This is a genomic window from uncultured Thiohalocapsa sp., from assembly GCF_913062725.1.
Lineage (GTDB): Bacteria > Pseudomonadota > Gammaproteobacteria > Chromatiales > Chromatiaceae > Thiohalocapsa.
In genome coordinates this window covers 31,810-46,930 of the sequence record NZ_CAJXWY010000032.1, presented here as the reverse complement: position 1 = coordinate 46,930, position 15,121 = coordinate 31,810, and the positions used below count along the sequence as shown (strand labels likewise).

General features: G+C 68.9%; 13 protein-coding genes. 4 read left to right on the top strand and 9 right to left on the bottom strand.

Features of this window, described 5'->3' with window-relative positions:
• Positions 1–446 (top strand): hypothetical protein (locus QZ588_RS10430; protein WP_295542433.1); only part of this gene is annotated, 446 nt, incomplete at its 5' end.
• A gap of 67 nt (positions 447–513) precedes the next feature.
• Positions 514–1,746: a S1 RNA-binding domain-containing protein gene (locus QZ588_RS10425; RefSeq protein WP_295542431.1), complete on the top strand. Its 1,233-nt coding sequence runs from the start codon at positions 514–516 to the stop codon at positions 1,744–1,746.
• Between the two features lie 160 nt (positions 1,747–1,906).
• On the opposite strand, the gene QZ588_RS10420 is transcribed toward QZ588_RS10425, so the two are convergent.
• A complete protein-coding gene (locus QZ588_RS10420; RefSeq protein ID WP_295542429.1) occupies positions 1,907–2,971 on the bottom strand; it encodes a DUF2333 family protein in 1,065 nt (354 codons plus the stop codon).
• Positions 2,972–3,527: 556 nt separating this feature from the next.
• On the opposite strand from QZ588_RS10420, the gene QZ588_RS10415 reads away from it, so the two are divergent.
• Positions 3,528–4,481 (top strand): SLAC1 anion channel family protein, encoded by a 954-nt coding sequence (locus QZ588_RS10415; RefSeq protein WP_295542441.1) that lies wholly within the window; start codon positions 3,528–3,530, stop codon positions 4,479–4,481.
• A gap of 97 nt (positions 4,482–4,578) precedes the next feature.
• The gene (locus tag QZ588_RS10410) at positions 4,579–5,643 is read left to right on the top strand and encodes an OmpA family protein (RefSeq protein ID WP_295542427.1); all 1,065 of its coding nucleotides are present in this window, start codon (positions 4,579–4,581) and stop codon (positions 5,641–5,643) included.
• 65 nt (positions 5,644–5,708) lie between these two features.
• Here the strand turns inward: QZ588_RS10410 and QZ588_RS10405 are convergent, their stop codons facing one another.
• From QZ588_RS10405 to QZ588_RS10370, 8 genes are all read right to left on the bottom strand, one after another.
• Positions 5,709–6,491: an alpha/beta hydrolase gene (locus tag QZ588_RS10405; protein WP_295542425.1), complete on the bottom strand. Its 783-nt coding sequence runs from the start codon at positions 6,489–6,491 to the stop codon at positions 5,709–5,711.
• A gap of 86 nt (positions 6,492–6,577) precedes the next feature.
• On the bottom strand, positions 6,578–7,993 hold the full coding sequence (locus QZ588_RS10400) for a DEAD/DEAH box helicase (protein WP_295542423.1): 1,416 nt from the start codon (positions 7,991–7,993) through the stop codon (positions 6,578–6,580).
• Between the two features lie 79 nt (positions 7,994–8,072).
• Positions 8,073–8,300, bottom strand: coding sequence for a zinc-finger domain-containing protein (locus QZ588_RS10395; RefSeq protein WP_295542421.1), 228 nt, complete (start codon positions 8,298–8,300; stop codon positions 8,073–8,075).
• A gap of 124 nt (positions 8,301–8,424) precedes the next feature.
• A complete protein-coding gene (locus tag QZ588_RS10390; RefSeq protein ID WP_295542419.1) occupies positions 8,425–9,345 on the bottom strand; it encodes a branched-chain amino acid transaminase in 921 nt (306 codons plus the stop codon).
• A gap of 136 nt (positions 9,346–9,481) precedes the next feature.
• The gene (gene glnE, locus QZ588_RS10385; protein ID WP_295542417.1) at positions 9,482–12,361 is read right to left on the bottom strand and encodes a bifunctional [glutamate--ammonia ligase]-adenylyl-L-tyrosine phosphorylase/[glutamate--ammonia-ligase] adenylyltransferase; all 2,880 of its coding nucleotides are present in this window, start codon (positions 12,359–12,361) and stop codon (positions 9,482–9,484) included.
• Positions 12,354–13,292 (bottom strand): D-hexose-6-phosphate mutarotase, encoded by a 939-nt coding sequence (locus QZ588_RS10380; protein WP_295542416.1) that lies wholly within the window; start codon positions 13,290–13,292, stop codon positions 12,354–12,356. The genes glnE and QZ588_RS10380 overlap by 8 nt, the downstream gene beginning before the upstream one ends.
• A 79-nt stretch (positions 13,293–13,371) precedes the next feature.
• The gene (locus tag QZ588_RS10375; protein WP_295542414.1) at positions 13,372–13,638 is read right to left on the bottom strand and encodes a hypothetical protein; all 267 of its coding nucleotides are present in this window, start codon (positions 13,636–13,638) and stop codon (positions 13,372–13,374) included.
• A gap of 211 nt (positions 13,639–13,849) precedes the next feature.
• The gene (locus QZ588_RS10370) at positions 13,850–15,040 is read right to left on the bottom strand and encodes a TraB/GumN family protein (RefSeq protein WP_295542439.1); all 1,191 of its coding nucleotides are present in this window, start codon (positions 15,038–15,040) and stop codon (positions 13,850–13,852) included.
• Positions 15,041–15,121 lie beyond the last annotated feature (81 nt).

Genomic DNA, 15,121 nt, shown 5'->3' with positions numbered 1-15,121 from the left:
CCGAGCGCCGGCCCCGCCGTCTGACAGCGCAAGCCCCCATGTCCATCCCCCACGTCAGCGCTCCACCCAAGCCGGGTTCGGCGCAGCGTCGGCTCGTCACCGCCTGGGTGGCCGAGCAGACCGAGCGACTCCAACCCGCAGAAGCCCGCGCCCTGGACGCCGAGCGGCCCGACTGGCGCGCACAGGCGGCACAGCTCATCGCCGAGGGGCTACTGGCCTATGTGGTGCTGGAGATGGTGGCACCGGATATCGCCATCGCCCGGCGCAGCGGGGGCCACGCCGATGACACGGCGCTCGAGGCGGGCCCGCACACCGACGACGCCACCCTCGCCGAGCGCCTCGTCGCCCACCTCCAGGATTTCATCGACTACCGCGATGAGCTCACCGAGCGCGGCGGCCTGACCACGACCGATCCGTGTGCAAAAATCTTTGACCATCAACACTAGCGCCACCGCCGACCATCGACCGGCGCGCCATAGCGACCAGCCCGGCCCCCGAGACAGGCCAAGAGAGATGACAGACGAGAGCGAGTTCGAGGCCCTGTTACGGGAACTGGAAAAGACTGAGCAGGCGGTGGCCGAGCGCCCCAAGCCCGGCGAACGGGTCAAAGGCCAGGTCCTCGCCATCGACGAGGCACAGGTGTTCGTGGATCTCGGCGGCAAGGCCGAAGGCGTCATGGACATCGGCAACCTGAAAAACCAGGACGGTAGCATCAAGGTCGCCATCGGCGACGAACTGGAGGCCGTGGTCGCCGGCGTCGACGCCGAGACCGGTGCCATCACCCTCGGCGGCAAGCACGGCAAGCAGGCGCATGGCGCCGAGGAACTGGAGGCCGCCTATCAACAGGGTCTACCCGTCGAAGGCAGCGTCACCGGCACCACCAAAGGCGGCCTGGAGGTGCGCATCGCCGGACACCGTGCCTTCTGCCCGGCGTCCCAGGCGGACATCCGCTTCGTCGAAGACCTCTCGAGCATGGTGGGGCAGCAGCATGCGTTCCGCATCACCAAGCTCGAGAAGGGCAAACGCCTGAATCTGGTGGTCTCGCGACGCGCGCTGCTGGAGGCCGAGCGCGCCGCCCAGGCAGAAGCCCTGAAGGAGCAGCTGCAGGAGGGGGCCGTGCTCAACGGGACGGTGGTCGGCATCAAGGAGTTCGGCGCCTTCGTCGACTTGGGCGGCGCCGAGGGCATGGTTCACATCAGCGAAATGTCGCTCACGCGCATCCGCCACCCGGAAGACCTGCTGAGCCTCGGTCAGGAGGTGGAGGTGCAGGTCTTGCGCATCGAGAACACCGGCAACCCCAAGCGGCCGCAAAAGATCGCGCTGTCCATCCGCGCGCTGGCGAAAGACCCCTGGTCCGACGTCGCCGTCCGCTACGCGCCGGGCAGCCGGGTCGACGGCCGTGTCACCCGCACCCAGCCCTTCGGCGCCTTCGTGGAGCTGGAGCCCGGGCTCGAAGGCATGATCCACATCTCCGAGCTCGGCGCCGGGCGCCGCCTGAATCATCCGGACGAGGTGCTGAGCACGGGCCAGCCGGTGACGGCCACCGTGCTCAAGGTGGAGCCTGAGCGCAAGCGCATCGGTCTGTCGCTCGCCGCAGATGGCGGCGCACCGGACGATGAGCCCCCGCCCGAGCGCAGCGGCAGAGGCGGTGGCCGCCGCGGACGCCGCGACGATATCGCTGATCCGGACGACCGCTTGGGTACGTTCGGCGACCTGCTGAAGAAGCAGATGGGCCGGGACGACTGAGAGCGCAGCCCGAAACTCGGAAAACGTCCCGGCGCCGCCTCAGCACCGGGCATCGCTGCGTTCACCGGGTCTCCCCCGGAAGGCTCGTGTCGAGGATATCGGCCTTTTGGAGGGGCACCGCCTTCGGGGCAATCGTCGGCGTCGACACCGACGCATCCCATCAACCTTGCTCCAGCAGCAAACGCAGATCGATCACCGCCGCATTCACCCGCGCCACATAGGAGGCCGCCACCATGGAATGGTTGGCGAGCAGGCCGAACCCGCCCCCGTTCAGCACCACCGGGCTACGCATGGGCTTGATGGCCCCCTCCAGGTCGTGCACGATCCGCCACAGCTGCCTGCCGGCATTCTTGTCCGCCAGTACACTTGCGAAGTCCTGGTCGATACCGCGCATTACGTGCAGAAGCGCCCAGCTGTAACCGCGGGCACAGAAGAACACATCATCGATCCGGGCGGGGTCCGCGCTCGCACTTCCGGCCGGCACCAGCGCCGCGGTGGACGTCGGCGGCGAATCCTTTGTGATCCCGCTCATCGCAGGGTCCACCTGCGGGGTCGTGCCGGCGGCCGCTCCCAGACGCACCCCGAAGTTACCGAGGCGCTTCTCCACCAGCCCCAGGTAGTCGGCGAGGTTGTCTGCCCGCGGATAGAAGTGCGCCTGCCCCGTTGCCAACTCGTCGAAATACGTCCGGAGTGCGGCGATGCCCTCACCATAGGCATCCTCCGCCGCCGGCAGCACCCAAGCCTTGGGATCCATCGCGAGCTTCATGTCCGCACGCTTCACCGCCAGGTTTTCGACGGATTGGGTCTGGGCGCGGGAGAAGTCGTCCCGCAGTGCCTGCACGGCATCGCGCAGCGCCATTACGACGCCGCACTCCCAGCTCGGTACATTGTCCATGACGGCGCCCGGGGGCAGGCGATCGTTGTGGAGAAAGCCGCCGGGCTTGTGCAGCAGTGTGTCGCCGATACCGATGATGGCAGCCGTCGTCATCACCCCAGGCAGCATCTCGCCGCCGCCGGCCGTGGACAATTCCGCCTGTGCACGCGCGACGACGTCGAACATCGGCGGCTGCCGACCCCAATGGAGCATCAGTGCCACCAGCAACAGCAACACCGCCAGGGATGCCCCCAACGCCCAACGCCAGGCCCGAGACACGCCAGCCCGGCGCCGCTCACCGTGCACCGCGACACGCGGGATGGCCGGCGGCGGTGTCGAGAGATCGTTCATACTTGCCTCCAGATGGATGAGCCGGCGGCGCACGGATATGCGCGACCATCGCAGCGCCGGTTGCGACCCGTTAGGGCAAGTACATTAGCGTTTTCTAAATCTCATAGAATTGCGCATCGGCAATACCATGCTCAGCACATGGATAACGCCCGATCTCCTCCCGCGCAGCCACGACTGGCCGCTCGCAGGTATCGGCGCACACCACTGTTTGATCGCCCGCTTTAAGGCTGCGGAATGACGGCTGGCAGGGGTCTCGACGGCAGGGGTGCCGCCGGAAAACCGACGGAGTCGTCACCACGGCGTACGGCGCCGAGCATCGCTACTCAGCCGGCAAAAACCGAAAACGCTGCCGCGATTGGTATAACCTACGCCTTTGCTCCGAGATTTATCAATGCGATGTCGCCGGTACGCCGCCTAGACTGCTGCACATCCCCTGGCGCCGTTGGCAACCCGACTGCACAGACGGCGCCACGCCGACCTGATCATCGGAGATCGCATGTCAACGAACGCCACCAGCCCGGCGCCGGCCGCCGGCGCCGCACCCCCAAGCCTGGCGATGCCCGGCAGCCGCCTGGAGCACTTCCCCGCGGCCTTCTTCGCCATAATCATGGGTCTCGCCGGACTCACCATCGGCTGGGAGAAGGCGCAGTCGGTGCTGGGCCAGCAATTCCCCTTCGTGCCCTGGCTCATCGGCGTCGTGAGCCTGCTCTTCGCCGGCCTGGCCGCGGTCTACATCACAAAGACGCTGCGCCATCCAGCCGCCGTTCGCGCTGAGCTGCGCCATCCGGTGCGCATCAACTTCATGCCTACCATGGCCATCAGCTTGCTGCTGCTGGCCATCGTCTACCTGGAGGTCGCGCCCGCGGCGAGCCGCTGGTTGTGGATCATCGGCACCGCACTGCAGCTTGGCTTCACGCTGTTTGTGGTCAATGCCTGGATGCATCACGAGCACTTCCAGGTGCAGCACATGAACCCCGCCTGGTTCATCCCGGCGGTGGGCAATGTGCTGGTGCCGGTGGCGGGGGTGCCGCTCGGCTACGAGCCGATATCCTGGTTCTTTTTCAGCATCGGCATCCTGCTCTGGCCCGTGCTGCTGACCATCGTTTTCTACCGCGTGCTCTTCCATCAGCCCCTGCCGGAGCGGCTCATGCCTACCCTGTTCATCCTGGTGGCGCCACCGGCGGTGGGGTTCATTGCCTATGTTCGCCTGACCGGCGGCTTGGACGTGTTCGCGCAGATCCTCTATTTTTCGGCGCTCTTCTTCACCCTGCTGTTGGCCACACAGGTGATACGCTTCCTGCGCATCCGCTTCTATCTATCGTGGTGGGCCTACTCCTTCCCGCTGGCGGCCATCGCCATCGCCAGCATGCTGATGGCCGAGCAGACAGGCCAGCTCGGCTTCCTGTATCTCGGCTTCGGCCTGCTGACCATGCTGTCGGGCATCGTCGTGCTGCTGCTGGTACAGACCGCGCGCGCTGTCCACCAACGCGGCATCTGCCTGCCGGAGTGACGCGCACGCCGGCGGACTCGACGGTTGAGCCCGCGGACCCACCAACCGCGTCAGGTCAGTCAACGGCCAGCATCATGCAGCATCGAGACAGACAGCCATGAACCATCCGAGCCCGACGGGGCCCGTCATCAAGCCGAGCCAGGCGGTGCTCAGAAACAGCATCGCGCTCGGCGTGCTCGCCGCGCTTTTCGCCGGCGGCCTGTTCCTGCTCTACAGCCTCATCGGCGGCGACAGGGTGCCGCTGGCGCAGCAGCGCGCCTCCGTGGAGCGCAGCCCCTTGCAGCCCCAGCCCCAGCCCCAGCCCCAGTCCGAGCCCGAGCCCGAGCCCAAGTCCGAGCCCAAGTCCGAGATCGAGTCTGAGATCGAGTCTGAGCCCGCCACCGCATCGGCGCAAGCGGCGGCGCAGACAGATGCCGGTGCGCAGCCAACGACCGGGACGCCCGACGCACCGGCGCAGCAAGCAGCGGCCCCGGCGTCCGAGCCCGCCCCGACGAGACCGCCGGCACCAGCCGCCGACCTCGCACGCACAGCGGATGTGCAGGCGCTCCAAGCGCGTGTGGATAGCCTGACAGCCGAGCTTACGACGGCCCGCGGGCGCCTCGATGCCCTCACCGAGCGCGCCGCCGCATTTGCCGACACCGCTGCCCGTATCGAGACCCTCGAAGCGGACATCGCCGCGGCGCGAGCAGCGGCGGATGCCGCCGCCGCGCAGGCCGCCGAGGCCACCGAGGCCGCCCAACGCTTCGGTAGCCTGACGACGGACTACGCCCGGCTCGGCGCCCGCTTCACACCCGCGGGCGTGCTCGTCCGCCTGGACGAAACGGCACTCGCCTTCGCCCCCGGCACCGCCGAGCTGCCGGCGTCGGCGACGGCCGAGCTCGCGGCAATCGCGGCCTTCCTCAGGCGACATCCAACACAGCAGGGCCTGCTGCGCGGCCATACCGACGCCACCGGTGGCGCCGCCGCAAACCAGGCGCTATCCGAGGCTCGGGCGGCGGCGGTACGCGATGCCCTGGTGGACTTGGGCATCAGCGCCGAGCGCCTGCGCATCGAAGGCGTCGGCGCCGCCGAGCCCATCGCCGACAACGCCAGCGCCGAGGGCCGCCGGCGCAACCGGCGGGTGGATATCCTGCTCCAGGCACCGGTGGACAGCGCGGGCTGAACGGCTGCGGCCCGCGAACAACCAAAATCCCGGATGCGGCGGGTATCTCCCGGCGCCGTGACTCGCTATTGTGGGTAGAGCCAGGCGCGCAGGCCATCACGGCTGAAGGGCTGCCAGGCGTCGGCGGGCTGGGCCAGGCGATCGGCGATGGCGTAGAGGGTGAGCGGGTTGACCCCGAGGCCGAGATGGCTCGACTCCACCACAATGTTCTCGGCGAGGGGACCCGACGGGATGACGCTGTGCTGCCAGGGCACGATGCCGTCACTGCGGCTGTAGAGGCTGGTGGTGGGCACCGGCAACGGACCGTGCAGGTCATCGAGCCCGGGCGGCAGCCCCATGGCATCGCCGGTGAAGCGCTCGTAGCCGCGCCAAAGGTCGGCGGCGCGCGGCTCACCGGAGATCGGCGTCCCCAGAGTCAGCACCTGGCGCACTGCGCCGGGTAGCGCCAGCGACAATGCCCGCGCATAGAGGCCGCCCAGGCTCCAGCCCACCAGGCTCACCGGCCGGCCGTAACCGTCCGCCAGCTCGGTGAGGCGCCGGCGGCAGGCATCGAAGACCCCGGCGCGCGGACCCAGATTCACGCCCTGCCCCCAGGCGGAGACCGCATAGCCCCGGCCCGCCAAAAAACCGCGCAGCGGCAGCGTATTGAGATCACTGCCGAACATGAGCGGCAGCACCAGCACCGGATGGCCATCGCCCTTGGGGGCCGTGGCCAGCAACGGCTGCGCGGCCACATTGGCGCCGAGCTCCCAGGGTGCACGGGCCTCCAGTGCGAGGCGTATCGGTGCCGTGAGCTGCTGCAGCAGTTTCTCGGCCACGTGGTTGTTCGAGTCGAAGCTATGGGCCATGGGACAGCGTCCATTGATGTTGCATGCATGAGTCGACGACCGCGCGCTGCTCCGCGGCGCGTTGCCGCCGGGCGTGTGCAGCTGCCTCAGCGTTGGCGCTTCGGCGGCCCGAAGCCGGCCTCGACACCCTCCCCGGATGTGGCCGAAGGCTGGCGGCGCTTGCCGATGTTCTTGCGCTCGCGCAGGCGATCCTTGGGCTTTGCGGCGGACTTGCGCTGGTCCGGTCCGCGGCCGGGACGCTGACCGGCGCCCTTGCCCGCGGCACGCGCCCCCGGCGCCTTGGCCGCCGTCTTCCTGGATGGCTTGTTGGATGACTTGCGCCGCTTCGGTGCACCCTTGAAGCTCGCCTCCAGCCCGTCGAGCACGCGTTCCTCCACGGCGAGCCCCAGATAGCGCTCGATGCCCGCCATGCGGTTCCATTCCGGCGCGCTCACCAGCGACACCGTCAGTCCACGGCGTCCGGCACGGCCGGTGCGACCGCTGCGATGCAGATAATCATCGCCGCTGCGGGGTACATCCAGGTTCACCACCAGCTCCACGCCGGGCACGTCGAGCCCGCGGGCGGCGACGTCGCTCGCCACCAGCACCGCCACCGTACCGGCGCGGAACAAGCCCATGACCCGTCGGCGCTCGCGCTGGTCCAGCTCGCCGTGCAGCACGGCGCAGCGGATATCCGAGGCCGCGAGCTGCGCCACCGCCGCCTCGGCGCCGGCGCGCGTATTGGTGAACACCAGCGCACGCGCGTAGTCCGTCGCCGACAGCAGCTGGTGCAGCAGCCGCGCCTTGTGCGCCCGGTCGTCGGCGAGGATCGCCTGGTGGTCGATGTCGGGGTGGGCGTTGCGGTGATGGTCCAGTGTGATGGTGAGGGGATCCCGCAGCAGGTGCGCCGCCACTGCGGGCACCCCGCGGCGGTGCAGTGTCGCCGAGAAGAGCATGGACTGGCGCGCGGCGGGCGCCCGGGCGAGGATGGCAAACACGTCCTCGGCGAGCCCCAGGTCCAGCATACGGTCCGCCTCATCGAGCACCAGGAAGCCGAGATCGGTGAGGTCCGCCTCGCCCGTCTCCAGGTGCTCCAGGAAGCGCCCCGGCGTGGCCATGAGGATTTCCGGATTACGCCTCAGGGCGTTCACTTGGTGGCCGCGCGGGTCGCCGCCGACGATGGCGGCGGCCGTGAGCTGCGTGTAGCTGCCGATGCGGTGGAAATGATCCAGCACCTGATAGGCCAGCTCCCGGGTCGGCACCAGCACCAGCGCCCGGGTACCGGTGCGCGGCGCCGGCGATGCCAGCAGTCGCTGCATGACCGGCAGCAGGAAAGCCGCGGTCTTGCCGGAGCCGGTGGCGGCGGCCGCCATCAGATCGCGCCCCGAAAGCACCGTCGGAATCACCGCCGCCTGCACCGGGGTCGGTGCCGCGAAGCCGGCCTTGGCGATGCCGCGCAGCAGCGGCTCAGCCAGGTCGTAGGACGCGAAGTCGTGGGTCGGGGTGGCGTCGGCGGCGGTCATGGGTCAGGGTTTCGGGTGACGCGTTTCGGGGAAGCGTGTGGGTGCCGCCGGCAAGGACGTCTCCCAAGCTCGCCCCTGGTCAGTCGTCACTCAATCGGTACTGCGCCCCGCAGTACGGGCAGGTGGCCTCGTGGCTCGGGTCGTCCTCGATGGGCAGGTAGACACGCGGGTGCATGTTCCAGACCGGTGCATCCGGCATGGGGCAGGACAGCGGCAGATCCTTGCGTGTGACGACACGCACCGACGGCTCGGCGGCTGGCGGCGGGCTCGCGGGCTTGGCGGGACGCTCGCGTCGCGACTTCAGCATGGATGGGGCTCCTTGTGGGTATTATGGCGTGCGTGCGGGGCGACGGCGTATCCCCGGCATTCGTCGATTGCCGGCGCAGGCTTCAACCTGCGACAACCGATAATCCAGGTGTGACGGGTACCTCTCAGACCTGGGTCAGCCAGTGCAGGTGTTCGGGGCTTCTGCCATGCACCACGTCGAAGTACTTGGTCTGCAGCCGCTCGGTGATGGGGCCGCGGGTACCACTGCCGATGGCACGTCCGTCCACTTCGCGGATGGGTGTCACCTCGGCGGCGGTGCCGGTGAAGAAGGCCTCGTCGGCGATGTAGACCTCGTCCCGGGTGAGTCGCTTCTCGATCACCTGCAGGCCCATGTCCGCCGCCAGAGCCATGACCGTTTTGCGCGTGATACCGTCCAGGGCGGAGGTGAGGTCCGGCGTGTAGATGACCCCGTCGCGGACGACGAACACGTTCTCGCCGCTGCCCTCCATGACATAGCCTTCCGAGTCCAGCAGCAGCGCCTCGTCGTAGCCGTCGCGAATGGCTTCCTGCAAGGCCAGCATGGAATTCATGTAGTTGCCGTTGGCCTTGGCGCGGCACATGGTGATGTTCACATGGTGGCGGGTGAAGGACGACACCTTGATGCGGATGCCGTGCCTGATGTTCTCCTCGCCCAGGTAGCTGCCCCAGTGCCAGGCGGCGACGACGCAGTGCACCCGCAGGTTGTCCGCACGTAGCCCCATGCCCTCCGGGCCGTAGTACAGCATCGGCCGGATGTAGGCGGATTCGAGCCCATTCTCGCGCACCGCCGCCAGTTGGGCCGCAATCAGCGTCTCGACGTCGTAGGGCGGTTGCATGCCCAGGATATGCGCCGAGTTGAACAGTCGCTTGGTGTGATCCTGAAGCCGGAAAATGGCCGCACCGCGCTCGGTGGCATAAGCGCGTACGCCTTCGAAGACGCCCATGCCGTAGTGCAGCGTGTGCGTCAGCACGTGGGTGTTGGCATCGCGCCAGGGCACCAGCTCGCCGTCGTGCCAGATCACGCCGTCGCGGTCGGCCATGCTCATGATCGTTCTCCGTTGGGACAGGTTATACAGCGCTCGGGGCGCCATCAGGCCCGGCTGACGACGCTTGCCGGCATCGGCTGGCGAGGACCGTGCAGGGCGTCCGCCGGGGGCTCGCACCTCGACATGCTTGAGCGCTTCAGTCCATCAGCTGCTGCCAGAGCCGGGTGACGGCCTCGCGCTCGGCGGCGAGCTCGGCATCGGGCACCAGCCCGGGCGAATCCTGAAGGGCATTGCGATGGTAGGCGGCGCGCAAGGCCTTGTAGGCGTCGGTGAGGTCCTGCGCAGCGTGACCCGGCAGCAATGCGAGCCGGTCCAGGGTCTCGAGCAGCCGCACGTTGTCGGTCCAGACCGTGAGCTCCGGGTGCGCAGCGGCCCAGCGCAGTACCGCATATTGAACAATGAATTCGATATCGGCAATACCGCCGCGGCCCTGCTTGAGGTCGAAATCCCCCCGCCGGCTCTTGTCCAGCGCCGCGCGCATCTTCGCGCGCATGTCGCGGATGCGGGTGCGTACTTCCTCAGGCTCCCGCGGCAGTTGCAGGATATCGGCACGAACCTGCCGAAAGCGCTCGGCGAGCCTGGCGTCACCGGCCACCGGCCGGGCGCGCACCAGCGCCTGGTGCTCCCAGGTCCAGGCCTCTTCGCGCTGATAGTTGGCGAAGGAGGCCAGGGTGCGGGCGATCATGCCCTTGTCGCCATCGGGCCGCAGGCGGGTATCGATCTCGTAGAGCACGCCGGAGTATGTCGGCGTGGTCATGATATGGATGACGCGCTGCGCCAGCCGGACATAGAACTGACTGCCGCTGACGCTGCGCTGGTTCGCCGCCGTGGGCGCAGTGCTCTCTGTGGTCAGCGCCTCATCGTAGAGGAAGACCAGATCCAGATCCGAGTTGTAGCCAAGCTCGATGCCACCGAGCTTGCCGTAGCCCAGCACCAGCAGGCCGGGCTGGGTCAGCTCGGTGCCCGGCGGCAGCCCATAGCGCTTTGCGAGATCGCAAAAGGCGATGGCGAGGCTGCGCTCGGTGGCCACCTCGGCGATCTCCGTGAGGTAGTCGCTCACCACCATCAGCGGGATGAGGCCGCTGATGTCCGCCGCCGCGGTGCGCAGCTTGTTGCCCTGCACGAACTGGCGCAAACGCTCCATGCGCTGTTCCAGGTCGTCATCGCCGACGGTGCTGAGCAGATCATCCAGTTCTTGCTCCAGTTCTGCGCGGCGCAGCGGCTCGTAGAGCCGGCGCGGGTCCAGCAGCTCATCGAGCAGCAAGGGCTGTTTGGCGGTGCGCTCCGCAAACCAGGGACTCTTTGCGCTCAGCACCACCAGTTGACGCAGTACGTCCTGGTGCTCCGCGAGCAGCGCCAGATAAGCCGTCCGCCCCAGCACCGACTCCAGCACCCGCAGCACCCGCGGCAGGGCCAGATCCGGGTCGTCGCTCGCGGTGACGGCGGCGAGCAGGGCGGGTATGACATGATCCAGGTGCTCGGCGGCGCGGGCGCTCAGGCCACGGCGGGTGGCGGTGTCGCGGAAGCCGGCGATGGCCGCCGCGGCCGCCGCCGCATCCCGAAAGCCATGCTCGGCCAGGAGGCGTTCCATTGCGGCCGGGTCCGGGTGCCGGCTCCAGAGCGTGGCCAGGGGATGCTCGCCGCCGCCGGGCTCGGCGAAAATGGCCTCGAAGCAGCGCTGGACGCGCCCGCGGTGAGCATCCAGCGCCGCCAGGAAGGTGGACCAGTCGCCGTAGCCCATGCTGTGGGCGAGTCGTTGCCGGGCTTCGGGCTTTTCCGGCAGCACGTGCGTTTGGCGGTCCTGCCAGGCCTGGAGACGATTCTCGGTGAGCCGCAGGAACCGGTACGCCGAGGTCAGCACGTCCACGTCGCCGGCGCTGAGCAGATCCTTCTCGCCCAACAATTGCAGCACCGGCTGAATGGCCGGGACGCGCAGTTCCGGGTCACGCCCGCCGCGGATCAGCTGGAAGGACTGGCCGATGAACTCGATCTCGCGGATGCCCCCGGGGCCGAGCTTGATGTTGTGCTCCATGCCCTTGCGCTTGAGCTCGCGTGCGATCATCACCTTGAGCGAGCGCAGTGACTCGATGGCGCCGAAATCCAGATAGCGCCGGTAGACGAAGGGGCGCAGCATCGCCATCAGCTCCGCCGCCGGCCCCGGCGGCCCCGCCACGATCCGGGCCTTGGTCATGGCGTAGCGCTCCCATTCCCGGGCCTGGGCATGGTAGTAGCCCTCCATGGCGTCGAAGCTCATGGCCAGCGGGCCGGCGCTGCCGAAGGGCCGCAGCCTCGTGTCCACGCGAAACACGAAGCCGTCCGCGGTGACCTGATCCAGCGCCTGCACCAGGCGCTGACCGAGGCGGGTGAAGAACTGCTCGTTGGTGATGGTGCGGGGCCCACCGCGGGTCTCGCCGGTGTGCGGGAATGTGAAGATCAGGTCGATATCCGAGCTGAGGTTGAGCTCGCGGGCGCCGAGCTTGCCCATGCCCAGCACCAGCAGGCGCTGGCGATGGCCCTCGGCGTCCTCGGGCACGCCGAGCTCGGCCTCGGTCCAGGCCGTCAGCAGCGCCAGGGCGCGCTGGATGCAGGTATCCGCCAGTGCGGACAGGCTCTCCAGGGTCTCGTCGAGGCTCGCCCAGCCGGCGAGGTCGCGCCAGACAATGCGCAGCATCTGCCGGCGGCGAAAGCGCCGCAGACCCCGGGCCAGCCCCGGCTCGTCGGCGACGTCCGGAAACAGGGGCTCAAGCTCCTTGGCGAGCAGACGGTCGAGCTCATCGGGCTGCGGCGCGCGGCTCAGGGCGTCCTCGGCGATGAGCCGGGCCAGCGTCTCCGGGCTGCGGGCGGCGGTGAGGGCCGCAAAGTCGCTGGCGGCCCAAACCCGGGCCCGCGCAGTGTGAAAGGCGGCCTCATCGGGCACCGCCACGGCGTGCTCGCGCGCCCAGTCCAGCCACTGCTGCCAGTGGCCAGCCGCGGCGCTCTCGGTCGCGGCTGCGCTGTCGGCGGTTCCATTAGTCATGCAAGAGCCCGTAGCGGCTGGCGAGGCGGTGGCTGCCGCCGGCGGGGATGGCAACGGCGTCCGTGGCGGCATTGGTGGTCTCGACACAGACCATGTTCAGGTATTCGTCGTCGCCGAAGTCGCCCATTTGCTTGGCTTGCCCGATCCAGGGGTTCCAGACCACGGCGGAGCGGCTGCCTTCCCGGTCGATGCGAATCTGCCGCTGCAGCGACGGGTCATCGATGACCAGCCGATCAGTCGTGTCCAGATAGATGCGGTTGACCGGTCCGTCGAAATTGATGGGCCCGGATTGCCTGATGTGCGCGTTCGCGTGTCCGGGATCAGCGGCGCCCGGCGCACCGTGCGGGACTTTGTCGATGTATTCGTGTCCGGCGAGCCCGAGCACCTGCGCCCGGCGCACGTCGCCCACGCTGAAATAGCTGTGCAGCGCCTGGGTGACAGTGATGGGTGCCGCCCCGGTATTGCGGGTGATGAGCGCCACCGCCAGGGTATCGCCCACCGTCACCTCCACCTCGAGCGCGAACGGATGCGGCCAAAGCGCGCGGCTGGCGGCGTCGTCACGGCAGCCGAGGCGAACGCGCGTCGCACCGTCGACCATGGCCTCGGTGCCCAACAGCGTCCACTGCCGCGCCCGCACGAAGCCGTGGTCCGGGCGGCCTTCGGCCTGCGGGTCCGGCCCGAACCAGGGCCAGCACACCGGAATGCCACCCTTGATGGCTTGGCCTGGCTGGAAGTGGGCATGTCCACTGACGAACAACAGGTCATGCGCCGCCCGCGCCGGGCGATAGGAGAGCACCTGCCCGCCGTAGCTGCAGATTTCGGCGCGGGCGTGCTCGTTATCGATGGCGATCACCGGGAAGCCGCCTTTGCCGGCGCAGATGGAGAGCACACCGGCGATGCCGAATTCCTCATTCGCCTGGGCGATGTCCATTGCAACTCCTGCCCGACCGTGACGGCCGATGGGTGGTTGTGGGTTGGCGCTGGCCATGGCGGGCGACCGGCCGGCGATGCTAGGCCGGCAGTTCGCCGGAGGAGCGGCTGCTGTTGGACTGGAGCATGCGCGCGAAGCGCTCCGGGTCGTGCTTGACGATGTGGACGTACTCGTCGAGCAGGCCGGACCAGTTGTGCCCGCCGTGGCTGCGGATCTTATCGAGCGCCACCAGGAGCAGCTTGGCGGCGGCGCGCAGCTCACGATCGTCGCCGGCGCCGTAGTGGGCGGTGAGTGCTTCGAACAACTGCTCCACCCGCTCGGTGGGGGTCTGCGGTGTCGCGGGCATGGCGGGAGTCCTCCTGCGTGACCGATCGGGGCTGCAGTATAGCCGCCCGAGCCCTGCGTCGGCATCCACCCGTCTCGGGACATGCGCCGGGCTCGCCCTGGCGCCGGCCAGTCCCGCGGGCCCTGGACGTCGGCGACGGCGCGGGCTGGGCATTGGGGTCGTCTTGGGCAGCGATCACGCGTTCGAGACCGCCCGCCGCCACGAACACCACCTAGTTGGCGCCGACGAGGCGGCCGACGATGCGAAACCCGGCGACATAGGTGCCGACGGCGGAGCCCAGGCTCGCGAGAATGAACACCAAGAGCACGCGGGAGACACGGTTGCGCCACCAGCCGCGCAGGGTGGTGACATCGTCGCGCAGCGCGCCGAAGTCGCCGACGCTCGGGCGCCGCAACATCAGCTCGGCGGCGCCGGTGACCATGCCTGCGCCGATGGTGGGGTTCAGCGACGTGAGCGGCGCCGCGCAGAAGGCCACCAGGACCGTCAGGGGATGGGCGGCGGCGATCGCCGCCCCCAGCGCCGACAGCCCACCGTTGATCAGCACCCAGTCCCAGACCAGGTTCCAGCCGAGCGCCGGACTGCGGGTGAAGCCGTAGACGAAGACACCCAGGATCACGGCCACCACCACCCAGGGGAACGCCCGCCAGACGCGGGACGGCGGGGGCACACGGTTCAGTGCGGCGATGGTTGCGGCGGCGTCCGCGGCCAGTTCCCCGGGCTCGGTCAGCTGCGCGGCGACACCCTGGAGGTGGCCGGCGCCGAGCACCGCCAGCACGCGGCGATGGCCGCCGGCGGCGAGCTCCTGGCGCAGGCGCGCCGCCATGTAGCGATCACGCTCGCTGATGAGCGGCCCGAAGAGATCCGCGCGATCCGCGGCGAACTCGGCGAAGGTGGTCTCCAGCACATCGCCCTGCTTCAGGCGCTCGATCTCCTCCTCGCTCACCGACTCGCGCGAGAGCATGCCCGCCAGGAGGCCGGAGAAGAGGTTGATGCGCTTCCACCAGCCGAGATTGGCCGCAGCGCGGCGCAGGGTGACGCCGATATCGCGATCCACCAGCAGGACCGGCAGGCCACGCTCGTGCGCCAGCGTCATGGCGGCGCGCTGCTCGGCGCCGGGCTCGATGCCGAACTGATCCGCGAGCCGCTGCTGGTACGCAGCCAGCGCCAGGCTCGCCGCCACCACATAGACCCGCTGCTCGCGGACCACGGCGAACAAGTCCATGCGGTTCAACCGATCCGGATCGGTCAGCGACTCGAAGCGGCTCGGGCAGAGCTCCACGGCAACGGCGTCGAACCCTGGCGTGTCATCGCCGCCGGTGAGCAGCGCACGCACCTGCGCCACGCTGGCACGCGAGACATGCGCCGTGCCCAGCAGGTGCAGCTGGGCGCCGTTCACCTGCACGTGTCTGGTGGGCTCCGGCCCTGCCGCGGCCGGCGCTGCGGCGTCCTCGCGCTTGTGCTGTTGGCGATCCTGCAACTGATC

Coding starts and splice junctions, on each gene's coding strand:
- QZ588_RS10380 (WP_295542416.1), bottom strand. CDS start 13,292: ATGGACATCGCCCAGGCGAATGAGGAATTCGGCATCGCCGGTGTGCTC.
- QZ588_RS10405 (WP_295542425.1), bottom strand. CDS start 6,491: ATGGCCCATAGCTTCGACTCGAACAACCACGTGGCCGAGAAACTGCTG.
- QZ588_RS10410 (WP_295542427.1), top strand. CDS start 4,579: ATGAACCATCCGAGCCCGACGGGGCCCGTCATCAAGCCGAGCCAGGCG.
- glnE (WP_295542417.1), bottom strand. CDS start 12,361: ATGACTAATGGAACCGCCGACAGCGCAGCCGCGACCGAGAGCGCCGCG.
- QZ588_RS10400 (WP_295542423.1), bottom strand. CDS start 7,993: ATGACCGCCGCCGACGCCACCCCGACCCACGACTTCGCGTCCTACGAC.
- QZ588_RS10395 (WP_295542421.1), bottom strand. CDS start 8,300: ATGCTGAAGTCGCGACGCGAGCGTCCCGCCAAGCCCGCGAGCCCGCCG.
- QZ588_RS10425 (WP_295542431.1), top strand. CDS start 514: ATGACAGACGAGAGCGAGTTCGAGGCCCTGTTACGGGAACTGGAAAAG.
- QZ588_RS10420 (WP_295542429.1), bottom strand. CDS start 2,971: ATGAACGATCTCTCGACACCGCCGCCGGCCATCCCGCGTGTCGCGGTG.
- QZ588_RS10375 (WP_295542414.1), bottom strand. CDS start 13,638: ATGCCCGCGACACCGCAGACCCCCACCGAGCGGGTGGAGCAGTTGTTC.
- QZ588_RS10415 (WP_295542441.1), top strand. CDS start 3,528: ATGCCCGGCAGCCGCCTGGAGCACTTCCCCGCGGCCTTCTTCGCCATA.
- QZ588_RS10390 (WP_295542419.1), bottom strand. CDS start 9,345: ATGAGCATGGCCGACCGCGACGGCGTGATCTGGCACGACGGCGAGCTG.